The sequence below is a fragment of the Aminobacter sp. BA135 genome (assembly GCF_050859125.1).
Lineage (GTDB): Bacteria > Pseudomonadota > Alphaproteobacteria > Rhizobiales > Rhizobiaceae > Aminobacter > Aminobacter ciceronei.
The window spans coordinates 1,400,024-1,418,970 of the sequence record NZ_CP139572.1 but is presented as its reverse complement, the minus strand read 5'-3'; the positions used below and the strand labels follow the sequence as shown (position 1 = coordinate 1,418,970).

The 18,947-nt window shown below is 64.2% G+C and carries 15 protein-coding genes; 7 read left to right on the top strand and 8 right to left on the bottom strand.

Features of this window, described 5'->3' with window-relative positions; all coding sequences use genetic code 11:
* The first annotated feature begins 6 nt into the window (after window positions 1-6).
* The 5 genes from SLT36_RS06890 to SLT36_RS06870 all read left to right on the top strand — a co-directional run bounded on the left by SLT36_RS06890 (window position 7) and on the right by SLT36_RS06870 (window position 5,037).
* A complete protein-coding gene (locus SLT36_RS06890; RefSeq protein WP_432286452.1) occupies window positions 7-618 on the top strand; it encodes a DJ-1/PfpI family protein in 612 nt (203 codons plus the stop codon).
* A gap of 183 nt (window positions 619-801) precedes the next feature.
* Window positions 802-1,518: a helix-turn-helix transcriptional regulator gene (locus SLT36_RS06885; RefSeq protein ID WP_067957091.1), complete on the top strand. Its 717-nt coding sequence runs from the start codon at window positions 802-804 to the stop codon at window positions 1,516-1,518.
* A 125-nt stretch (window positions 1,519-1,643) separates the two neighbouring features.
* Window positions 1,644-2,078 (top strand): GFA family protein, encoded by a 435-nt coding sequence (locus SLT36_RS06880; protein WP_432286450.1) that lies wholly within the window; start codon window positions 1,644-1,646, stop codon window positions 2,076-2,078.
* 115 nt (window positions 2,079-2,193) lie between these two features.
* The gene (locus tag SLT36_RS06875) at window positions 2,194-3,402 is read left to right on the top strand and encodes a serine hydrolase domain-containing protein (protein ID WP_432286449.1); all 1,209 of its coding nucleotides are present in this window, start codon (window positions 2,194-2,196) and stop codon (window positions 3,400-3,402) included.
* A 189-nt stretch (window positions 3,403-3,591) separates the two neighbouring features.
* On the top strand, window positions 3,592-5,037 hold the full coding sequence (locus tag SLT36_RS06870; protein WP_432286448.1) for a serine hydrolase: 1,446 nt from the start codon (window positions 3,592-3,594) through the stop codon (window positions 5,035-5,037).
* 233 nt (window positions 5,038-5,270) lie between these two features.
* Here SLT36_RS06870 and SLT36_RS06865 read toward each other — a convergent pair whose 3' ends face one another.
* Window positions 5,271-5,741 carry a nucleoside deaminase gene (locus SLT36_RS06865; protein ID WP_432286446.1) on the bottom strand — a complete coding sequence of 157 codons (471 nt, stop codon included), beginning with the start codon at window positions 5,739-5,741 and terminating at the stop codon, window positions 5,271-5,273.
* 312 nt (window positions 5,742-6,053) lie between these two features.
* Between SLT36_RS06865 and SLT36_RS06860 the strand changes: the two genes are divergently transcribed.
* Window positions 6,054-7,517 (top strand): serine hydrolase, encoded by a 1,464-nt coding sequence (locus SLT36_RS06860; RefSeq protein WP_432286445.1) that lies wholly within the window; start codon window positions 6,054-6,056, stop codon window positions 7,515-7,517.
* An 89-nt stretch (window positions 7,518-7,606) separates the two neighbouring features.
* Here the strand turns inward: SLT36_RS06860 and SLT36_RS06855 are convergent, their stop codons facing one another.
* Window positions 7,607-8,308: a DUF1013 domain-containing protein gene (locus SLT36_RS06855; RefSeq protein WP_115730498.1), complete on the bottom strand. Its 702-nt coding sequence runs from the start codon at window positions 8,306-8,308 to the stop codon at window positions 7,607-7,609.
* A gap of 506 nt (window positions 8,309-8,814) precedes the next feature.
* Between SLT36_RS06855 and SLT36_RS06850 the strand changes: the two genes are divergently transcribed.
* Entirely contained in the window at window positions 8,815-11,616 is a 2,802-nt protein-coding gene (locus SLT36_RS06850) for an autotransporter outer membrane beta-barrel domain-containing protein (RefSeq protein ID WP_432286444.1), read from the top strand.
* Window positions 11,617-11,698: 82 nt separating this feature from the next.
* Here the strand turns inward: SLT36_RS06850 and SLT36_RS06845 are convergent, their stop codons facing one another.
* The 6 genes from SLT36_RS06845 to SLT36_RS06820 all read right to left on the bottom strand — a co-directional run bounded on the left by SLT36_RS06845 (window position 11,699) and on the right by SLT36_RS06820 (window position 18,794).
* A complete protein-coding gene (locus SLT36_RS06845; RefSeq protein WP_432286442.1) occupies window positions 11,699-12,187 on the bottom strand; it encodes a GlcG/HbpS family heme-binding protein in 489 nt (162 codons plus the stop codon).
* Window positions 12,188-12,327: 140 nt separating this feature from the next.
* Window positions 12,328-12,915 carry a response regulator transcription factor gene (locus SLT36_RS06840; RefSeq protein WP_432286441.1) on the bottom strand — a complete coding sequence of 196 codons (588 nt, stop codon included), beginning with the start codon at window positions 12,913-12,915 and terminating at the stop codon, window positions 12,328-12,330.
* A 53-nt stretch (window positions 12,916-12,968) separates the two neighbouring features.
* The gene (locus tag SLT36_RS06835; RefSeq protein ID WP_432286440.1) at window positions 12,969-14,657 is read right to left on the bottom strand and encodes a sensor histidine kinase; all 1,689 of its coding nucleotides are present in this window, start codon (window positions 14,655-14,657) and stop codon (window positions 12,969-12,971) included.
* A gap of 328 nt (window positions 14,658-14,985) precedes the next feature.
* The gene (locus SLT36_RS06830) at window positions 14,986-16,572 is read right to left on the bottom strand and encodes a FadD3 family acyl-CoA ligase (protein WP_432286439.1); all 1,587 of its coding nucleotides are present in this window, start codon (window positions 16,570-16,572) and stop codon (window positions 14,986-14,988) included.
* A 92-nt stretch (window positions 16,573-16,664) separates the two neighbouring features.
* Window positions 16,665-17,264, bottom strand: a complete 600-nt coding sequence (locus SLT36_RS06825; protein ID WP_432286437.1) for a LysE family translocator — start codon at window positions 17,262-17,264, stop codon at window positions 16,665-16,667.
* 93 nt (window positions 17,265-17,357) lie between these two features.
* The gene (locus SLT36_RS06820; protein WP_182573743.1) at window positions 17,358-18,794 is read right to left on the bottom strand and encodes an NAD(P)/FAD-dependent oxidoreductase; all 1,437 of its coding nucleotides are present in this window, start codon (window positions 18,792-18,794) and stop codon (window positions 17,358-17,360) included.
* Between the last annotated feature and the right edge of the window lie 153 nt (window positions 18,795-18,947).

The following is an 18,947-nucleotide window of genomic DNA, read 5'->3' as shown; positions in this document are numbered from 1 at the left end:
ACGCCCATGACCACAGCCAAGACGATCGGTGTCCTGTTCATCGAAGGTTATGCCGACTGGGAGTATGGCCTTCTGGCCGCTTCGGCGGCCGAGTGGTTCGGCGCGCGCGCCATCGCGATTTCGCCGCACGAGGCACCGCTGACCTCGATCGCCGGCTTCAGCCTGTCGCCGACACGCGGCGCCAACCCCGCGGAAAACATGGATCTCGACGCTGTCGCCGTCATCGGCTCGGATGGCTGGGCGTCGAAGGACGCGCCTGATGTCTCCCCACTGCTCAAGGCTGTCGCCGGGCGCGGCGGCGTCGTCGGCGGCATCTGCGCCGGAACCCTTGCGCTCGCCCGCGCCGGCCTGTTCGACGGTGTCTCCCACACCAGCAACGGCCGTGATTGGATCCTGGGGCATGAGCCTGCCTACGCCGGCGCTCAGGGTTACCAGGACGTGCCGCACGCCGTCGCCGACAGAAATGTCGTCTCCGCTCCCGGCTCGGCGCCCGGCACCTTCGCCGCGGCCTTCCTCGAGACGCTCTACCCCGAGCTCGTCGGCCAGATCGGCGAGATGCGCGCCATGTTTGCCCGCGAGCATGCTGGGGCAGCGCACGGACATGGTGACGCCTCCTGACAATACGCTGTCAGGAGCCTTGTGCAATGATAGGATGAACGGTTCGCATATCGCGGGCCTCCGGCGTCGCCCGGCGCCAGGCGCTTGGCGACATTCCGGACTGAGATTTTGACGACGCGCATTGTCATCGACGCCAGGCGCCCCCACTTGGCCAAGAACAGCGCGAGACTTGAGGGGTAATCGATGAGACGCGCCGACAGGCTGTTCCAGATCGTACAGCATCTCCGTGGTGGCCGCCTGGTGACCGCGCACAAGCTGGGCGCGTGGCTCGAGGTTTCCGAGCGCACGATCTATCGCGACATCGCCGACCTGCAATCGACGGGTGTGCCGATCGATGGCGAGGCCGGGGTGGGCTATATGATGAGGGAGGGTTTCGACCTTCCGCCGCTGATGTTCACACGAGACGAAATCGTAGCATTGGTTGCCGGCGCCCGCATGGTCCGCGCCTTCGGCGGTGCCGCCATGGCACGCGCCGCCGACGAGGCGCTGGTCAAGATCGGCGCGGTCCTGCCCGACTCGGAAAAGGACCGCATCGCCCGCACCGAAATCCACACGCCGATGTGGGTGGTGTCAGACGCCGACCGCGAGGCGATCGACCTGATCGAGCGCGCCGTCGAAAAGCGCCAGGTGCTCAAGCTCGACTACAATGACGAAGCCGGCCGCGGCTCTGCCCGCGAGGTCCGCCCGCTCGGCCTGTGGTTCTGGGGCAAGGTCTGGACGCTGATCGCCTGGTGCGAGATGCGCAACGACTTCCGCGCCTTCCGCATCGACCGCATCTCGGCGGTCACTTCTGCCGGCCGCGGCTTCAAGCCCGAGCGCGGCAAGCTGCTTGTCGACTACTACCGCAGCGTCGAACGCAGCGAATCCTATGGCACACACGACCGCAGCTCCGGCGGCTGACGCCACAATTTCCCTCCCCGGCCCTGCCAAATTGTCCCGGTGACAAACCGGGACTTTCTTTTGCGCATCACAGGCCATACCCAACCGTCCTGCATGCCGCTTGGAAGCGAAGAGAGGGACTGCCCATGGACATGGACATCAACGAGATCAATGGCGCCTGTCATTGCGGCACGGTGCGCCTGCACGTCAGGCTGGCGGACGGCCTGCGCAGCGCGCGGCGCTGCACATGCTCCTACTGCCGGATGAAGGGCGCTGTCGCCCTGTCGGCCGACCTCGGCGGGGTCGATGTCGTATCGGGTGAAGAAGCCCTCACCCTCTATCAGTTCAACACCATGGCCGCGAAGCACTATTTCTGCTCGAAATGCGGTATCTACACCCATCACCAGCGCCGCTCGAACCCCAACCAGTTTGGCGTCAACGCCGCCATCCTCGAAGGCATCAGCCCGTTCGATTTCACAGAAATCCCTGTCATGGACGGCATCAACCATCCATCCGACCGCAAGGATGGCACGACGGATTCGGGCGTCGCCGGCATCCTGAAATTCATCGCCAGAACGTAATCCGGCTCGATGCGTTGGCGCGGGGTTTCAAGCGCGCCATACCAACCGCCCGACCCCACGCAATGCTCTCGCAACCTGGACCAGCCACCAAGTTGTCTCTGATGATTTGAGAGACATGTGCGACATGACCGGCCCGGCCAAAAAGAAAACTGCACTGCAGGGCGCCCTGACAGCCACCGCCGCGATCCTGACGATCGCCGCCTTTTCGAGCGGCCTGCTCTATCTCGACCGCCTGATCGATCGCCCCCTGGTCGCCTCGCCGGCAAATGCCGCCGGCAGCATCCAGGCCGACGCCAAGGTCCGCGCCCTGCTTGCCGAGCGCATCGACAAGCACAAGCAGGGCGTCGGCATCGTCGTCGGCATCGTCGGCCCCAAGGGCCGCAGCGTGGTGTCGCATGGCAAGTTCGGCATCGCCGATCCACGTCCCGTCGATGGCGACACGCTGTTCGAGATCGGATCCATCACCAAGGTGTTCACCGCGATGCTGCTTGCCGACATGGCCGAGCGTGGCGAAGTTGCCCTGAACGACCCCGTTGCCAGATATCTACCCGAAGACGTCACGGTGCCCGGGCGCGACGGCAAGACGATCTCGTTCACCGACCTTGCCACCCACATGTCGGGGCTGCCGCGGCTTCCCGACAATCTGGCGCCAGCCGATGACGCCAATCCTTATGCCGACTATACCACCCAACAACTCTACGCCTTCGTGTCGGGCTACATCCTGCCGCGCAGGATCGGCGCCGAATACGAATATTCCAATCTCGGCTTCGGCCTGCTCGGCCATGCGCTCGCCCGCCGCGCCGGCGTCGACTACGCAACGCTTGTCAGGCTGCGGATCACCGATCCGCTCGGCATGTCCAGCACGGCAATCACGCTCACCCCCGACCTCGCGAAACGCATGGCGCGCGGACATGGCAGCGCGCTGGCCGGCGTTCCCAACTGGGACCTCCCCACGCTCGCCGGCGCGGGCGCGCTGCGCTCGTCGGTCAACGACCTGCTGGTCTTCCTCGAAATGGCGCTTGGCCAGCGCCAGACACCCCGGGCCGTGCGGCTTTCCAAGACGCTTGCCACAACGCTCGCGACACGCAGACAGATCACCGACGGCGGAGCCACCGCCCTTGGCTGGGTCGTGACCACGAACGCCACCGGCGAGGTCATCTGGCACAATGGCGGCACCGGCGGCTTCAGCTCGTTCATCGCCTTCCACCCCCGAACGAAGGTCGGCGTCGTCATCCTGTCCAACACCAATGTCGGCATCGAGGACATCGGCGTGCAGGTGCTCAGGTCGCTCGTCCTGCCCGCCAATGGCCCCATTCCCGGTTGACCAGCCTCTGACCTCCAGCATTGGCGTCAACGAAAAAGGCGTCGCTCCCAGGCGGGGTCTTTTTTGCTCATCGGACAAGGCATGCCCCCGCAATGCTCTTGCAATCTCATCCTGTCAGATGGGCACCAGCTCCCAAGCGACAACGCCAGTTCGAAAAGCAAGCCGATGAAATCCGCAAGAAAATCCTTTATGCGCTCACGCGCCGTTGCTGCCGGCAGCGCAATCCTGTCCGTCGCCGCATTCTTGACCGGCCTGCTTTCCGTTGACCGCCAGATCGAAGGACCTTTTGCCGTGACCAAAGCCTCGGCCAGCATGCCGTCCAGTTCCTTCCCCGCCGACAAGGAGATCGCCAAGATCCTTGCCGAGCGTATCGACATAAGGCGCGAAAGCATCGGCATCGTCGTCGGCACGATCGGGCCGCATGGCCGCAGCATCGTTGCCCATGGCAAGTTTGGCGCCAACGATCCGCGCAAGGTCGACGGCAACACCGTCTACGAGATTGGTTCGATCACCAAGGGCTTCACCGGCCTGCTGCTCGCCGACATGGTGGCCAGTGGCGAAGTCGGGCTCGACGACCCGCTTGCCAAATACATGCCTGAAGGCGTCACCGTGCCCGAGCGCGCCGGCAAGTCGATCACCCTTGCCGACCTGGCCACCCATCACTCCAGCCTGCCGAGCCTGCCCGACAACCTGGAGCCGCCGGACACGCTCAATCCTTATGCCGCCTACACCACCGAACAGCTCTATCGCTTCCTGTCGCGCTATCAGCTGCCGCGCGACATCGGTGCCGATTTCGAATATTCCAACACCGGTTTCGGCCTGCTCGGCCATGCGCTGGCTCGCCGCGCCGGCGTCGACTACGAGACGCTGGTGACCCAGCGCATCACCAACCCGCTCGGCATGTCGAGCACGGCCATCACGCTTTCGCCCGAACTCGCCAGACGCATGGCCACCGGCCATAATGGCGACCTGCAGCCTGTTCCCAATTGGGATCTTCCGGCCATCGCCGGTGCCGGCGCGTTGCGCTCGTCAGCCAACGATCTGCTCAACCTGCTGGCCATGGCGGTGAGCACTGAAAAGTCGCCGCTCAGCGACGCTGTTGCCGCGGCGAGCGTCAAGCGCAAGCCGGTCAACGACGGCACGCAGGTCGGCCTCGCCTGGATGATCACCGAAAGCTCATCGGGCGACATCGTCTGGCATAGCGGCGGCACCGGTGGTTTCGTCAGCTTCTTCGGCTTCCATCCGGCCTCCAGGACGGGTGTCGTCGTGCTGTCCAATTCCGACGCCGACGTCAACGATATCGGCATGCACCTGCTCAACCGGGACATTCCGCTTTCCGAGCCGAAGCCGAAGCCGGTCGAGGCCGTCATCGACCCGAAGCTGCTCGACGGTTATGTCGGCCGCTATCAGCTGGCACCGAAGATGGTGTTCGACATCACCCGCGATGGCGACAAGCTGTTTGCCCAGCTGACCGACCAACCCAGGTTCCGTCTCTTCCCCGAGGGGGGACACCGCTTCTTCTACAAGGACGTCGAGGCCGCGATCACTTTCACACAAGCCGATACCAGCCCCTCGCCAGGCCTGACCTTGCATCAGTTCGGCGAGCACATTTCAGCCCCGCGCGTGACCGATTGACCTGCCCATGAACAAAGAACAGGCCCCGTCGACGCGGGGCCTTTCGCTTTGGGACGGGGAGCCGGGAACGCCTCCGGCGCGTGGCCGCCGATCCACTGGGCGCAGCGCGCTTGTCGTTTTGGCTACCCGTCACGCCGAACGGGCGGCGCGCAGTTCGTGCTGATTGCCACCAATCGCATTGGCGAGGACGTGATCAGGCTGACTCTTCCATCAACCCGGCTTGACGGGCTCTGTCACCAGAAATCCTTATGGTCGTTGACGATCTCGTCTTCGAGCTCAGGGAATGGACCACGAACCGCGACATGGCGCCGTCCGGCGGCAAACACCTGATGACAGCTGAGGTCGAGCGTCAGGTTTTCCGGGTTGTCTCCGGTGAGTTCGGCCAACCGCTTTTCGCTCAGCCCATAAACCACGGTGCCGATGCCAGCCCAGTAACAGGCCCCGGCGCACATGCAGCACGGCTCCACCGAGGTCACCAAGGTGCATCGTTCGAGAAAGGCCGGTTGGTATTGCTGAGCGGCCGCGCGGGCCACATTCGCCTCTGCATGGCCAACGCCGCGATCCTGCGCGTAGGTGTTGCCGGATGAAAGCAGCACGTCGCCCCCCGGCCCGACAAGGACCGCCCCGAACGGATGGTTGCCGTTGGCCCGGCTCTCCCCGGCGATCTTCACGGCAAGACGTAGATACTCGGTATCGCTGCTCATGGCCGCCTCTCTGGGGTTCACAACCACAGGCCCAAACGCTTTGCGCCCACATCTTCCCGGAGCGCTTGGCGGCTGTCCAGCCGGCAGTTGAAGGAGGCGTTCATCTGAAGGCGGCGACGTCAAAGATTGGCTCGACGAGAACGAGGGAGCGGCGGCGACCGACGCGCCGTCTGCAAACGCAAGCGACGTCTTCAACGACCCGCCAACCCGCGCCGAGCGCGGCAGCCGCAATGCTCTCGCAATCTGCCGGGACCAGACAGTGCTGTTTGATTTGCCCGTCGCGCCGAACAAGCGCCCAGAGACAGCATCGCCATGAGACGCCTCAGGATACCCTCCGCATTTTCAGGTGCACTGACTGCAGCCGCCGTCATTTTCGCCGTAGCGGCCGTGACCGGCGGGCTGCTTTATCTCGACCGCAAGCAAGACAGGCCCATTGTCGTGTCCGCAGTTGCCGGCGACTGGTCGGGTCAGATGCCAACCGGGGCGGAGATCCGCCGCATCCTCGCCGACCGGATCGACGTCCAAAGGCGAAGTGTCGGCATCGTCGTCGGCACCATCGGGCCGGACGGGCGCAGCATCATTGCCCATGGCGACCTCGGCGGCTTCGATCCGCGACCGGTCGACGGCGACACCGTCTTCGAAATCGGCTCGGTGACCAAGGTATTCACCGGACTGTTGCTGGCCGATATGGCAGCGCGCGGCGAAGTCGCCCTGACCGACCCTGTGGCCAAGTACTTGCCGATGAACGTCGCCGTGCCGGAACGGGGCGGCAAGGCGATCACCCTCGTTGACCTCGCGACGCAGACCTCCGGCCTGCCGCGCATGCCCGACAACATCGAGCCGGTCGACGAGACCAATCCCTATGCCGACTACACGGTCGATGAAATGAATGCCTTCGTGTCAGGCTACAAGCTGCCACGCGACATCGGTACAGAATATGAGTACTCGAACCTGGGCTCGGCGCTGCTGGGGCAGGCTCTTGCCCACCGCGCCGGCGAGAGCTTCGAGGCCCTCGTCCACGACCGCATCAGCGGCCCGCTGGCCATGCGCAGCACGTCGATCGAATTGCCGCCTCGTCTCGGCAAGCGCCTGGCCACCGGCCACAACGACATGCTGGAGATTGCGCCCAACTGGGAGATGCCCGCTTTTGCCGGCGCCGGCGCATTGCATTCAAGCGCCAACGACCTGCTCGACCTGCTGCAGGTGACGGTCAACACGAACAAGACTCCGCTGGCCATTGCCCTGGCCGGCACGCTGGCGACACGGCGAGCCATCGGCGAACAGGAGACCTCGGCAGCACTCGGCTGGATCGTCACCAAAAGCAGCAATGGCGAGATTGCCTGGCACGATGGCGGCACCGGCGGCTACAGCGCCTTCATCGGCTTCCATACCGGCTCGCGCAGAGGTGTCGTCGTCCTGTCCAACGCCAACACAGGCGTCAGCGACATCGGCCTGCATCTGCTCAATCGCGAGATCCCGCTGACAAGGGTCAAGCCGCGGCACAGCGAAGCCGCCGTCGATCCCAGCCTGTTCGACACCTATGTCGGCCGTTACCAACTCGCCCCCGACGTGGTTCTCACCGTCCTGCGCGAGGACGACGCACTCTACGCCCAGTTCAGCGGCCAGCCGAAACTGCGGCTGTTCGCCGAGGGCGAGCACCGCTTCTTCTACAAGGAAGTCGAGGCGGCCATCGCAGCCCCTGCATCGAACCGATCACCTGGCCTCACCCTGCACCGCTTCGGCCGCGACATGCCGGCATCCCGGCTGTCGGACTGACCTGCTGACCTGCTGACCGCAGACATCGGAGCAACCCGGAAACGAAAAAGGCCCCGCAATGCGGGGCCTTTGTTTGTGTGAGGAAAACCTCAGAACTTGTCGTCTTCGTCCTCGTCGGGCGTCTTCGAACGCAGGGCCGAGAGCTTGGCGAACACCGCGTTGGCGTCGAGTTCCTTGTCCTCGTCCTTGGGTGCGGCCTGCTCCGGCGTCAGGCGCTCGGTCAGCGAGGCCGGCAGCAGCGTATCGCCGGTCGGCGCCGGGGCTTCGCGACCTCGCGAGGCGCGCTGCACTTCGATGTCGAGGTCGATCTGCGAGCACAGGCCAAGCGCCACCGGATCGAGCGGCGTCAGCGTCGCCATGTTCCAGTGCTTGCGCTCGCGGATCTGCTCGATCGTCGCCTTGGTGGTGCCGACGAGGCGCGAGATCTGCGCGTCCTTGAGCTCCGGATGGTTCTTGACCAGCCAGTAGATGGCGTTCGGTCGATCCTGGCGCTTCGACAGCGGCGTGTAGCGCGGGCCCTTGCGCTTGGTCTCGGGCACGCGGACCTTGGGATCCGACAGCTTGAGGCGATGATTGATGTCGCCCTCGCCCTTGGCGATCTCGGCGCGCGTCAGCTGGCCGGTCATGATCGGGTCCATGCCCTTGATGCCCTGGGCCGATTCGCCGTCGGCGATCGCCTTCACCTCGAGCGGGTGCAGCGAGCAGAACTGCGCGATCTGGTCGAACGAAAGCGCTGTGTTGTCAACCAGCCAGACGGCGGTCGCCTTGGGCATAAGCAGCGTATTGGCCATGCGATATATCCTCTTCGCTCGCCCGCGTCCCTCACGCGGGCGGTGGTCAGACCACCAGAAAATGGGAAATTCGGCCCGTATATAGACGCATTCGCCCGCCACCGCAACGATTTTGGAACCGCCCCGAAGCGGCCTTCGGAGCCGCATTCCGAATACGGGCCGCCCTCTGGCAAGGCCGCAGATGCCCCGGGCCGAAATGAATAGCCGCCAAGTGTAGAAACCGGCCTTGAGCCGGTTGATCTATAAGCAAAAGCTTATTACTCAGTGGAAAGGGGCAATGCAAGTTTTCTGAAAGCTACTCGTCCGGTATTCAGCTCTTGCGATACGCAGGCGACGTCATCACTTGGACGGAATTGCTGGTGGCATATTTGAACACTCCACTCGAGCGGTAGCCTGCTGCCGTGGAGCACCATTTTTGAGACGGCGACTTTTTTTGGGGATCTATCATGACAACTGACCACAGCATGGCCAAGCGCGGATTTTTGCGCGCTTTTGCGATAGCCGGCATGGCTAGTACTGTCTTGTGCGGCCTTGCCGCCGCTTCTCATGCCCAGACCTGGGAGGGAGATCAAAGCAGCGACTGGTTCAGCGGCGACAACTGGTCGGCCGGCAGCGCGCCCGCCGGAACAGCCGTCATAGTCGACCAGCCGGGCGCACCCAATGCCCCAAGCATCGCAACCCCCGGGGCCAGCACGAGCACCATCTTCATCGGCGGCGTCGCCGGTGCCTCGCTCGACATCGTCAATGGCGGCAGCCTGACCTCGACATCCGCGATAATCGGCAACTCATCGGTCAACGGCGCGCCGCCTGCCAGCAGCCAGACAGGCGAAGCGACGGTTACGGGCGGCTCCACCTGGACGACCGACACACTCAATGTCGGCTTCTACGGATCGGGGACACTGAACGTCGCGGCTGGCGGCAGTGTCGAGGCCGCGCAGGCGTCGCTTGCCACCCAGGCGGGCAGCGTCGGCCTGGTCAACGTGACCGGCACGAACTCGTCGCTGAGCACCGGCAACAGCGGATTTATTGTCGGCGACGGCGGCGAAGGCACCTTCAATCTCAGCCTGGGCGCAACTGCGAGCAGCTACTCCGCAAGCCTGGGCCAGCAGGCGAGCGGCCACGGCATCGCCAACATTTCGGGGGCCGATACGCTATGGCAGATCACCAACGCCAACCTGGTCCTTGGCCAGGCAGGCGACGGTGAATTGCATATCTCCAGTGGAGCCGAAGTCGAAGCGGCCGCGCGCACCTGGCTCGGCAGCGGAACCGGCTCCTCGGGCACGCTGACCATCAGCGGCACGGGCTCTGCCCTCACCTCGACCGTCGACATCAGGATAGGCGTCAAATCGGCTGGTTCGGCCAGCATCACGGCAGGCGGCAAACTGCAAAGCGCAGCTGTGATCGTCGGGGCCGACGCATCCGGCGTCGGCGACCTGATCGTCTCCGGCCCGGGCTCCCGCGTCGTGTCGGGCTCATATGTCATGCTGGGCTGGAATGGTGCTGGTACCGCCACGGTCAGCCACGGCGGCACGATCTCGACGGGAGCTGCCGGCATCCAGATCGGCTTCGCCGGCGGCTCCACCGGCACGCTCAACATCGGCGCGGCCGAGGGCGACGCGGCGGTCGCTGCGGGCACCATCGATGCACCGAAAGTCGTTTTCGGACCGGGCAGCGGCACGCTCGTCTTCAATCATAGCGACGATGCCCATGATTTTGCCGCGGCCATTTCAGGCAACGGCTCGATCAGGCATTTGAGCGGAACAAGCCGCCTGCTTGGCGACAACTCGGCCTTCACCGGGACGACCGACGTGCTGGGCGGGACCTTATGGATCGGCGATGGCCTCGGCGGCGCGCTCGACGTCTTTTCGACCGCCAGGCTTGAAGGCAGCGGCGACCTCGGCGATGTCACGATCCGCTCCGGCGCAACCGTCGCGCCCGATGGAACCTTCAACGTGGCCGGCGATTTCGCCTTTCAGGCAGCCTCGCTCTACGAGGTCGGCATTGGCGGCGCGGCCAGCCGCATCGCCGCCGGCACCGCCTCCATCGACGCGACGTCTTCGGTCCATGTCATCGCCAATGGCACGGATGCGCTGCTAGACGAGTATCTGATCCTGTCGACAACCGGAGCACTGACAGGTGCCTTCAGCGGCGTCACCGACGACTTTGCCTTCCTCGACAGTGCGCTCGACTACAGGAACGCTACAGAGGTCTGGCTCACCTTGCAGTTCAACGGCGCCGCGTTCGGCACCGTTGCCATCACCGACAACCAGCATGCCGTGGCCGGCGCGCTCGACAATCTGCCGGCCGGCAATCCGATGGTCGGCGGCCTGCTTGGCCTTTCCGCCGGCGGGGCGCGCGACGCGCTCGACCATCTGTCGGGCGACATCCACCCCTCGCTGATGAACGCCGGCATCATATCAGCGACACTGGCACAGGATGCCGTGCACAACCGCATCCGCCAGACCTTCGACACGGCGGCCGGCAAGCCATCGCGTGCATTCTGGGTCGAGGGTGTGGGCAATATCTCGGAATTATCCGGTGTGGACGACACGGATGGCTTCAAGGTCAAGACCGCGGCACTGTTCGGCGGTCTCGACGGCGAAGTCGCCGAAGGCATCCGCCTCGGGGCCATGGCCGGCTATTCCAGCAGCAGCATCTCCGGAGATGGGCGGGCCACCACCGGTACCGCCGACACCTTGCATGCCGGCCTCTACGCCGGGGCCGAGCTTGGTGCATTTCGCCTGCAATTGGGCGCCATCCAGGCGTGGCACGACCTGTCGAGCGCGCGCCGCGTTGCCTTCGGCGGCTTTTCCGACAGTCTCGCCGCCGGCTACGATGCTACAACCACCCTCGTCCATGGCGACGTCGGCTACCGCCTTGGCCTCGGCGCGTCCTATGTCGAGCCGTTTGCCGGCATCGCCTATGTCAGGACCGGCAGCGACGCATTTGCCGAGACCGGCGGCGCCGCGGCGCTGACCGGCGCAGCCGGCGACCAGGATGCGACCATCTCCACCCTCGGCATAAGGGCAAGCACCGAACTGCCGGCCGGCGCGCGATCCGTTACGCTGCAGGGCATGCTCGGCTGGCGTCACACCGAAAGCGACGCACCGCTGTCGCGCCTCGCATTTGCCGGCACGGCACCGTTTTCCGTCCTCGGCGACAGCCTAGCGTCGGATGCCTTCGTCTACGATGCCGGGCTGAGCTTTGCCGTCAGGGACAATGCCCGCATCGATGTCAGCTATGCCGGTGCCGTCGGCAACGGTACCGCAGCGCACCAGTTGCGCGGCGCCTTCGCCATGGGCTTCTGACCCGCACCAGCACACGAAAAGGCCCCACCTCCCCAGATGGGAAGCGGGGCTTCGTTATTGCCGGCAATGATGCCGGACAGGCTTACTTCAGCTTGTCGGCAGCCTTTTCGATGGCCGCAACGGCGCAAGCCTCGTCGAAGTTGCCGCCCGGCGCGCCGCCGACACCGATGGCGCCGATGACAGCGTCGCCAGCCTTGATCGGCATGCCGCCGGCGAGCACCAGGAAGCCGTTAATGTCGACCAGGCCGGCAGCGCCCGGATTCTTCTGCACGTTCTCGGCCATCTTCGAGGTCGGCGTGCGCGACGAGGCCGAGGTGAAGGCCTTGTCCTGGGCAGCCGAAACGGTGTGCGTGCCGGCATTGTCGGCGCGGACGAGTGCGCGCAGCACGCCGGCGCGGTCAACCACGGCGGCGGTGACGTTGTACTTGTCGGCGGCGCAGGCAGCGACCGCGTTCTGGGCGATCTCGACGGCGAGGCCCGACGAGATGTTCTTCTCGGTCAGCACCTGTGCGGAAGCAGCGCCGGAGATGGCGACGGTGGCAGCGGCGGCGAGGAAAATGCTCTTGATCATGACTGGGTTCCTGTCCTGATGTTGCTCGGGAGAAAGCGTCTTGCTTGTCCGAGGCCAGAACTACGCCGAACCGCGGCTGTGCAGAATCCGCGATGCCACCACCTGCCCTAGGTAGGATTACCTATCCAGCGCCGGGAACCTCACGAAATCAGTGCCAACCGCACCTGCTCGGCCACCGAGCTCGTGCCCAGCTTCTCCGCGATCTTCGCCCGGTGCGCGTCGATGGTGCGGGCAGAGACTTCCAGCGCGGTTGCGATCTCCTTGCTCGCCCAGCCCCGCGCCACCATGTCGAGCACTTCGCGCTCGCGCTCGGTAAGCTTGGCCAGAAGCGCGCGCGCCTCGCGCTTTTCCAGCCGGGCATCGAGGCTCGAAAACCCCTGCTGCAGCGCCTCGACAAGCACCTCGCCATCGACAGGCTTGGTTAGAAAGTCCTGGATGCCGGCCTTGAAGGCGCGGCGGCAGGCGGCGACGTCGCCATGGCCGGTTATCATGACGGTTGGCCAATCGATGCCGCGCTCGGCAAGCCTCTGGTAAAGCTGTTGGCCCGAAACCTCGGGCATGCGCAAATCGACCACCAGCACGCCGGGCTTCGCCTCGTCGACATGCGCCAGGAAAATCTGCGGATCGCCAAAAGTCTCGACCGATATGCCATAGGTGCCGAGCAGGAAAGCCAGCGCCTCGCGCACCGCCTCGTCGTCGTCGATCAGATAGACCTGATATCTGCTCATGCCTTCACTCCCGGCAGCACAGTCGCGGACACCCGCTCCGGGGCCTGTTCAAGCTAGCCATCATGCTTGCTGGAAATCGCCTCGGATCGTCCAACCGATGCACGCGGCAGCGTAATCACGAACCGCGCCCCGCCACTGCCAGCGTTGCCGGCCTCGATGCGGCCATCGACCCGCTCCACCAGCGTCTGGCACAAGGACAGCCCCAGCCCCATGCCATCTCCTTTGGTGGTGAAAAACGGTACGAACAGTTTCGGCAGCACGTCGGGAGCCATGCCCGGCCCATTGTCCGATACCTCGATCTTCGCTTCCGCGCCGACGACCTTGGTCGCGATGGCAATCCGTGCCCCGGCGGTCCCGGCACTGTCCAGCGCCTCCGCCGCGTTGCGGATCAGATTGTGCAGCACCTGCTCCATCTCGATCGCGTCGACCACCGCCTCCGGCGCCGGTTGCCCGAGTTCCAGCATCAGCGCCACCCCGCGCCGCTCGAGATCGGTGCGGGTCAGCGCCACCACCTCGGCGACGATGGCGTTCAGGTCCTGCCGCGCCCGTTCCGGCGCCTTGTTGGATGCATAGTCGCGCATCCGCTTCAGCATCTCGCCGGCACGCTTGGCTTCGCGCACATTGACGTCGAGCGCCTGCGAAATCATCGCCATGTCGGGTTGTTCCGCCCGCGAAAGCCGAAGTGCCGCCTGGCTGCGGCTCAGAAGTGCGGTCAGCGGCTGCGTCAGCTCATGCGCGATGCCGGACGCCAGCTCGCCCATGGCGTTGACGCGCGAGGCATGCGCCAGAAGCGTCTCCCGCTCCTGCACGGCCAACCGCTCCTCGGCCTCGCGCGCGGCAAGCTCGGAGCGCTTCACCGCCGCCCGCTGCCCAAGTCCGAAGCTCATGGCCGCAGCCAACAATCCGGCCACCGCGGCAAAGCCGAAAAACCGCCCCGGCGGCACAAGTGCGGCGAGGGGCAGCGACCGGTCGAGCGACAACAACAGTCGCTGCCCCTCACCGTCGATCACCTTCTCGAAATGCGGCGGCTTTAGCCACGACACGCCGGGGCCGACCGACTTATCGGCCGGCAGGTCCACCAGATTGGCACCGTCGAGGCTGATCCTGAGATGGGCAAAACCGGGCCGCTCCTCCGGCTCCAGAAGCCTGGCGGCATCAATCATCAGCACCACAGCGCGGTCGGACGGCTCCGGCGCGCGCTTGGCCAGGAGGTAGCGCCCCGGACCGGCGGCGTAGACGCTCGGCCTGCCCCGCACCTGCGCCACAATTTTCTCCCCCAGCGGTACCAGATCGACCCCATCGCCCGCGGGCACGTCCACCACCTCGCGCACGATCACAGCCGAAGTGCCGCCTCCTGTCGCCGGCGAAGCACCCGAACTGCCTGCCTCAGCCGATCCTTGACCTCCACCCACGGCGTCGCCGGCAGCCCCCTCCGGTTCGAGCGAAACCAGCGCCAGCCAGGCGATGCGCGGATAAAAGCGCGAAATGCTCTCCATTACCTGCCGCACGGCGCCGTCGGGTGCCGGCTCGGTCCCACTCGACAGCGCAATCAGCGTGGTCAGATGCGCATCATGCTGCGCCACCCGCTGCGAGACCAGCCGGTGCAAGGTCCGCCCGGTCACCTCCACCTCGTCCGCCATCCGCGTCCGCGACGTCTCCATCGACACGGCGACAAAGGCCGCCAGCGCAGCGAGCCAAAGCGCAAGGCCGAGGAGGCGGGGATGGGAGAACGGTGAGGTCACGTGGGGTTAATACTGGCCAGAAGTCGGCACCACCATAATCGCGGACCAAGCAGAAGGGAACGGCGGTGTCTGTTAGATGCAAAGCTCTCCTTACCAGGCAAAGCAGTTCTGCTCAGGGCCGGAAACAGACCACCGGCAGCACGGAACGTGAGGACGAGGGTCGCTTGCTGAGTTGCTTCGTCGTGTCGCCGCGGCTCTAGAGGGTCACGGTATCAAACCGTAGCGCCAACGAACAAACAGCGACTTAGCGTGGCTGAACAATACCGGAGTGGGCAAATTGCCCACCGACGGCATTGCCGAGCGGACCGAGGCAGCAATGAAGAGCCCTTCAGGCACATTTTGCCAACGAAACCCTGAGCTGATCCTTGACCACCTTGCCTTGCGGGCTGGTGGGCAGGGACGGACGAATCTCGACGCTGCGTGGACATTTGTAATTGGCCATGTTGGCACGCGACCAGTCGATGATGTCCTTCTCGGTGGCGATGGTGCCCGGACGCAGCACCACATAGGCCTTGCCGACCTCGCCGAGCCGTTCGTCGGGCACGCCTATTACCGAGACAATGCCGATGGCCGGGTGCTCGCTGAGCAAACGCTCGATCTCTGCCGGATAACAGTTGAAGCCGCCGGTGATGTACATGTCCTTGAGACGGTCCTCGATGCGCAGGTTGCCGTCCGGGTCGAAATAGCCGACGTCGCCGGTGTGCAGCCAGCCCTCCGGATCAATGGTCCTGGCAGTGGCTTCCGGATCGTTGAAGTAACCCTTCATGACGATGTAGCCGCGGATCACCACTTCGCCGGGCTTGCCGCTGGGCAGGAAATGGCCGTCGTCGCCCATGATACGCACTTCCACGCCGGGAGCTGCCTTGCCGGCAGTGTTGGCAATTACCTCATCCGGGTCGGTCGCCAGGCACATGGTGCCGTAGCCGCCGCACTCGGTCAGCCCATAGCCCGTCACCACGCCCGCAATTTTGAGTTCTGTTCGCATGCGATGGACCAGAATGGGTGGAATTGTCGTGCTTCCCGTAACGGCCAGGCGCAGGCTGGAGGTGTCGAATGTCGCCAAATCAGGATGCTGGAGCATGCCCTGGAAGATGGCTGGCGGACCGGGGATGACGCTGATCTTCTCTTCGGCGACACGCTTGAGGATTTCGCCGGCGTCATAGGTGAGGTGGGGCATGAAGACGGCGCCGCGCATCAGCGCCACCATTGCCCCTGCACGATAGCCAAAGACGTGGAAAAGTGGCGGGATGACGAGAATACGGTCATGCTCGCGGATGCCGACACGCGTCGCCCAGGCATCGATCGCCTGAAGGCATTGCTGGTGGCCGTACATGACGCCCTTGGGATAACCCGTGGTGCCCGAGGTGAAGAGCATGTCGCAGAGATCGTCCGGGCCGACAGTGGCCTCGCGTGCGGCAAGCTCGGCATCGCTGATGCTGTCGCCCGATGCAACGAAGCTGTCCCAGTCGCGATCGCCTTTGCTGCCTTCGCCGATGATGACCACTTCGCGCAGCAGCTCGCGCGTCTCGGCACGGAGCTGGTCGGGATAGTAGGTGCCCAAGAACTCGCCGACCGAAAACAGCACCGACGTGCCGCTGCGCTTGACCAGTTCCGCGATTTCCGCGCCCTTGAAGCGGGTGCTGGCGGGAATGAGCACGGCGCCAGCGGTGACGAGGCCGAGGGCTGTGGCGAACCATTTCCAGGTGTTGGGCGCCCAGACCATGATGCGGTCGCCCTTCTGGACACCGGCTGCGATCATCGCCTTGGCGACGCGCTTGCGCATCGCGTCGAGCTCGACGAAGTTAAGCACGACGCCGCTGTCTTCAATTGCGGTGCGTGTGCCATAGAGCTCGGCGGCGCGCGCGCAGAGCGCAGGAATGGTGGTGAACTTCCAGTCGGCGTCTTCTGAGATCATCTGTCTGCCTTGGGTGCGATGAAGGGTTGTCGCTCGCCCTGACCGGGGCGAACGAGTCTGGTTGGAAATTGTCGTGATGATTCGATGGGCTGCTAAAGCTCGAAGGCCCGCAGAAGGGTCGTCACGAAGAGCGAAGTGGCGAAAAACACCAACACCGCCGCCCCCAAGCGGGCAAAAAGCCGTGACGAGGCAAAATGCTGGAACCGTCGGGCGATACCGGCGCCAATCAGCGTCCAGATGGCCCCGATCGTCAGGATCAGCAGCGACAGCCACACCAGATATGGCAATGCGGCCGGAATGTTGCCTTCACGCAGATGCGGAACGATGGTGAGTGCAAACAGCAACGCCTTGGGATTGGACAGCGTCACAACGAAGATGTCGGCAGCGCGCGAGCCGGTCCGGTTCTGACGCGCCATATCCCAGGTCCAGAGCTTGCGCGCCGACAGGAGCAGGGCAGCGGCGGCGGCGATCGCGGCAAACGATGCGGCCGAATGAACGAAGCGGGCGGCGAGCGACAGACCGAGCGACCAGCCAAGGATGGCGCAGAGGTATCCGACCAGCTCTGCAGGCAAAAGCCTGAGCGCAGATTTCCAGCCGAGCAGCGCACCATTGGTTGCAATCAACGTGTTGGTTGGTCCTGGAACGAAAAGCAGCGTTATCGTAGCGGCCGAAAATGCGAGCCAATTCTCCATCGCAAGACCTCATAGCATCGCCAGATCCTGGTCGCCTCGGCGCCCAGGACAGATGTCGGGGAAAGGGCCGGGCTGTTGCCCGGCCCTGGCTCTTTAGGCTGCGGTCTGAGCCAACATGATCTCTGGCTGCGTCACCACATAAAGGCCGTCGATCGCTGCGTTGGCCTGCAGGAACTGCAGTCCGTTGAGAGCATCCATGAACTGCATGTTCTCACGCTTGGTCTCGTCGCCGATCTGGCCCGTGCCGCGGCGCATGTCGACACCTTGCCTCAGCTTTTCGGCAACCTGCTTGGCAACGATTTCGCCGTAGCGGCCATCACTGACCTCGGTGTAGTCGGCGCCGCCAGACACGATGCTGACGAACGCCTTCTTCATGTCGCGGTCCGAATAGTCCTTGGAGGTCAGCCGCTGCGCTTCCCAGAAGTAGCCTGCCTGTCCTCTGTTGAGGTCATAGAAGGAGGAAACCATCATCAGGAACCTGAGATAGGCCTGCCGGTAGCTGGTCTCGAAGAAATTGACCGCGCGCGCCTCGTCGACATGGCCTTTCAGGATGCTCGCAATCGACGCGGCGGCAACAAGGCTCGAGACCATCGCAAGGTGTACGCCGCTCGAGAGCAGCGGGTCGAGAAAGCACGCGGCATCGCCGCACATGAAGTAGCCCGGCCCCGAGAAGCGCTCCGACGTGTAGGAATAATCCGTCTCCATCTTGATGTCGGTGCGCTTGGCATCCTTCAGGATGATGCGCGCCTCCTCATTGTCGGCAAGCAACCGGTCATAGACCTGTTCGGCGCTATGCCCGGCATCACGTTCCTTGCGCAGCTGATCGCGGGTGATCACCGTACCGACGCTGACCGTGCCGTCGTTGAGCGGAATGAACCAGATCCAGCCGGCCTCCACCGAGATGATACGGGTCGAGCCGGCGGGCAGATCGTCGTAAAACAGGTTGGTCCCGGACCAGTAGGACCAGATGGCGACGTTCTTGAAGACGTTGTGGAAATGCCGGTCCTTCGCATACTCGTTGGCGATAACGCCGCTGCGGCCGGAGCAGTCGACCAGGTACTTGAAGCTGATGTTGCCTCTCGTCTCGGAGGTTCGGTCGAGGTAGCTCGCCGAGACCGCCCGGCCATTGTCGAACTCGATCTTGCTGACCTTGACGTTCTGGTGAACGCTCGCGCCATTTTCCGCAGCGTGGTCGAGCAGCAGCTTGTCGAACTCCGAGCGCTTGACCTGGTAGGAGTGGTTCGGTGCGCCCTCGATCTCGTCGAAGCGGAACGACCACTTTTCGTTACCCCAGTTGAAGTAGCCGCCAGGCTTCTCGACGAAGCCATGCTTCTTCATCTTTTCCCCGGCGCCGATCGCGTCGAGCATCGGCATCAGCGAGGCAAGAAGCGACTCGCCGATGTGATATCTCGGGAACACGTCGCGCTCCAGAACAGTGGTCTTGATCCCTTGCCGGGCAAGGATGGTTGCGACAGTGGAACCGGCCGGTCCGCCGCCGATGACAAGTACGTCCGTGGTATTCGAAATCATCAAGGTCTCCTATGCGATTGACGAGGCCAGATGTGGATGTGGGCGAGTAGGCAAATCTCCAATCGGGACTCGGAATATGCGGGATGCCCTCGACAACAATATTTTCCGACACCTAATTATAAATCGTCTATTTGGACGATATATTTGACGTTG

What these genes read in the sequence shown, in the direction of transcription:
- SLT36_RS06890 (WP_432286452.1), top strand. Translation starts at nt 7, where the DNA reads ATGACCACAGCCAAGACGATCGGTGTCCTGTTCATCGAAGGTTATGCC.
- SLT36_RS06885 (WP_067957091.1), top strand. Translation starts at nt 802, where the DNA reads ATGAGACGCGCCGACAGGCTGTTCCAGATCGTACAGCATCTCCGTGGT.
- SLT36_RS06880 (WP_432286450.1), top strand. Translation starts at nt 1,644, where the DNA reads ATGGACATGGACATCAACGAGATCAATGGCGCCTGTCATTGCGGCACG.
- SLT36_RS06875 (WP_432286449.1), top strand. Translation starts at nt 2,194, where the DNA reads ATGTGCGACATGACCGGCCCGGCCAAAAAGAAAACTGCACTGCAGGGC.
- SLT36_RS06870 (WP_432286448.1), top strand. Translation starts at nt 3,592, where the DNA reads ATGCGCTCACGCGCCGTTGCTGCCGGCAGCGCAATCCTGTCCGTCGCC.
- SLT36_RS06865 (WP_432286446.1), bottom strand. Translation starts at nt 5,741, where the DNA reads ATGAGCAGCGATACCGAGTATCTACGTCTTGCCGTGAAGATCGCCGGG.
- SLT36_RS06860 (WP_432286445.1), top strand. Translation starts at nt 6,054, where the DNA reads ATGAGACGCCTCAGGATACCCTCCGCATTTTCAGGTGCACTGACTGCA.
- SLT36_RS06855 (WP_115730498.1), bottom strand. Translation starts at nt 8,308, where the DNA reads ATGGCCAATACGCTGCTTATGCCCAAGGCGACCGCCGTCTGGCTGGTT.
- SLT36_RS06850 (WP_432286444.1), top strand. Translation starts at nt 8,815, where the DNA reads ATGGCTAGTACTGTCTTGTGCGGCCTTGCCGCCGCTTCTCATGCCCAG.
- SLT36_RS06845 (WP_432286442.1), bottom strand. Translation starts at nt 12,187, where the DNA reads ATGATCAAGAGCATTTTCCTCGCCGCCGCTGCCACCGTCGCCATCTCC.
- SLT36_RS06840 (WP_432286441.1), bottom strand. Translation starts at nt 12,915, where the DNA reads ATGAGCAGATATCAGGTCTATCTGATCGACGACGACGAGGCGGTGCGC.
- SLT36_RS06830 (WP_432286439.1), bottom strand. Translation starts at nt 16,572, where the DNA reads ATGATCTCAGAAGACGCCGACTGGAAGTTCACCACCATTCCTGCGCTC.
- SLT36_RS06825 (WP_432286437.1), bottom strand. Translation starts at nt 17,264, where the DNA reads ATGGAGAATTGGCTCGCATTTTCGGCCGCTACGATAACGCTGCTTTTC.
- SLT36_RS06820 (WP_182573743.1), bottom strand. Translation starts at nt 18,794, where the DNA reads ATGATTTCGAATACCACGGACGTACTTGTCATCGGCGGCGGACCGGCC.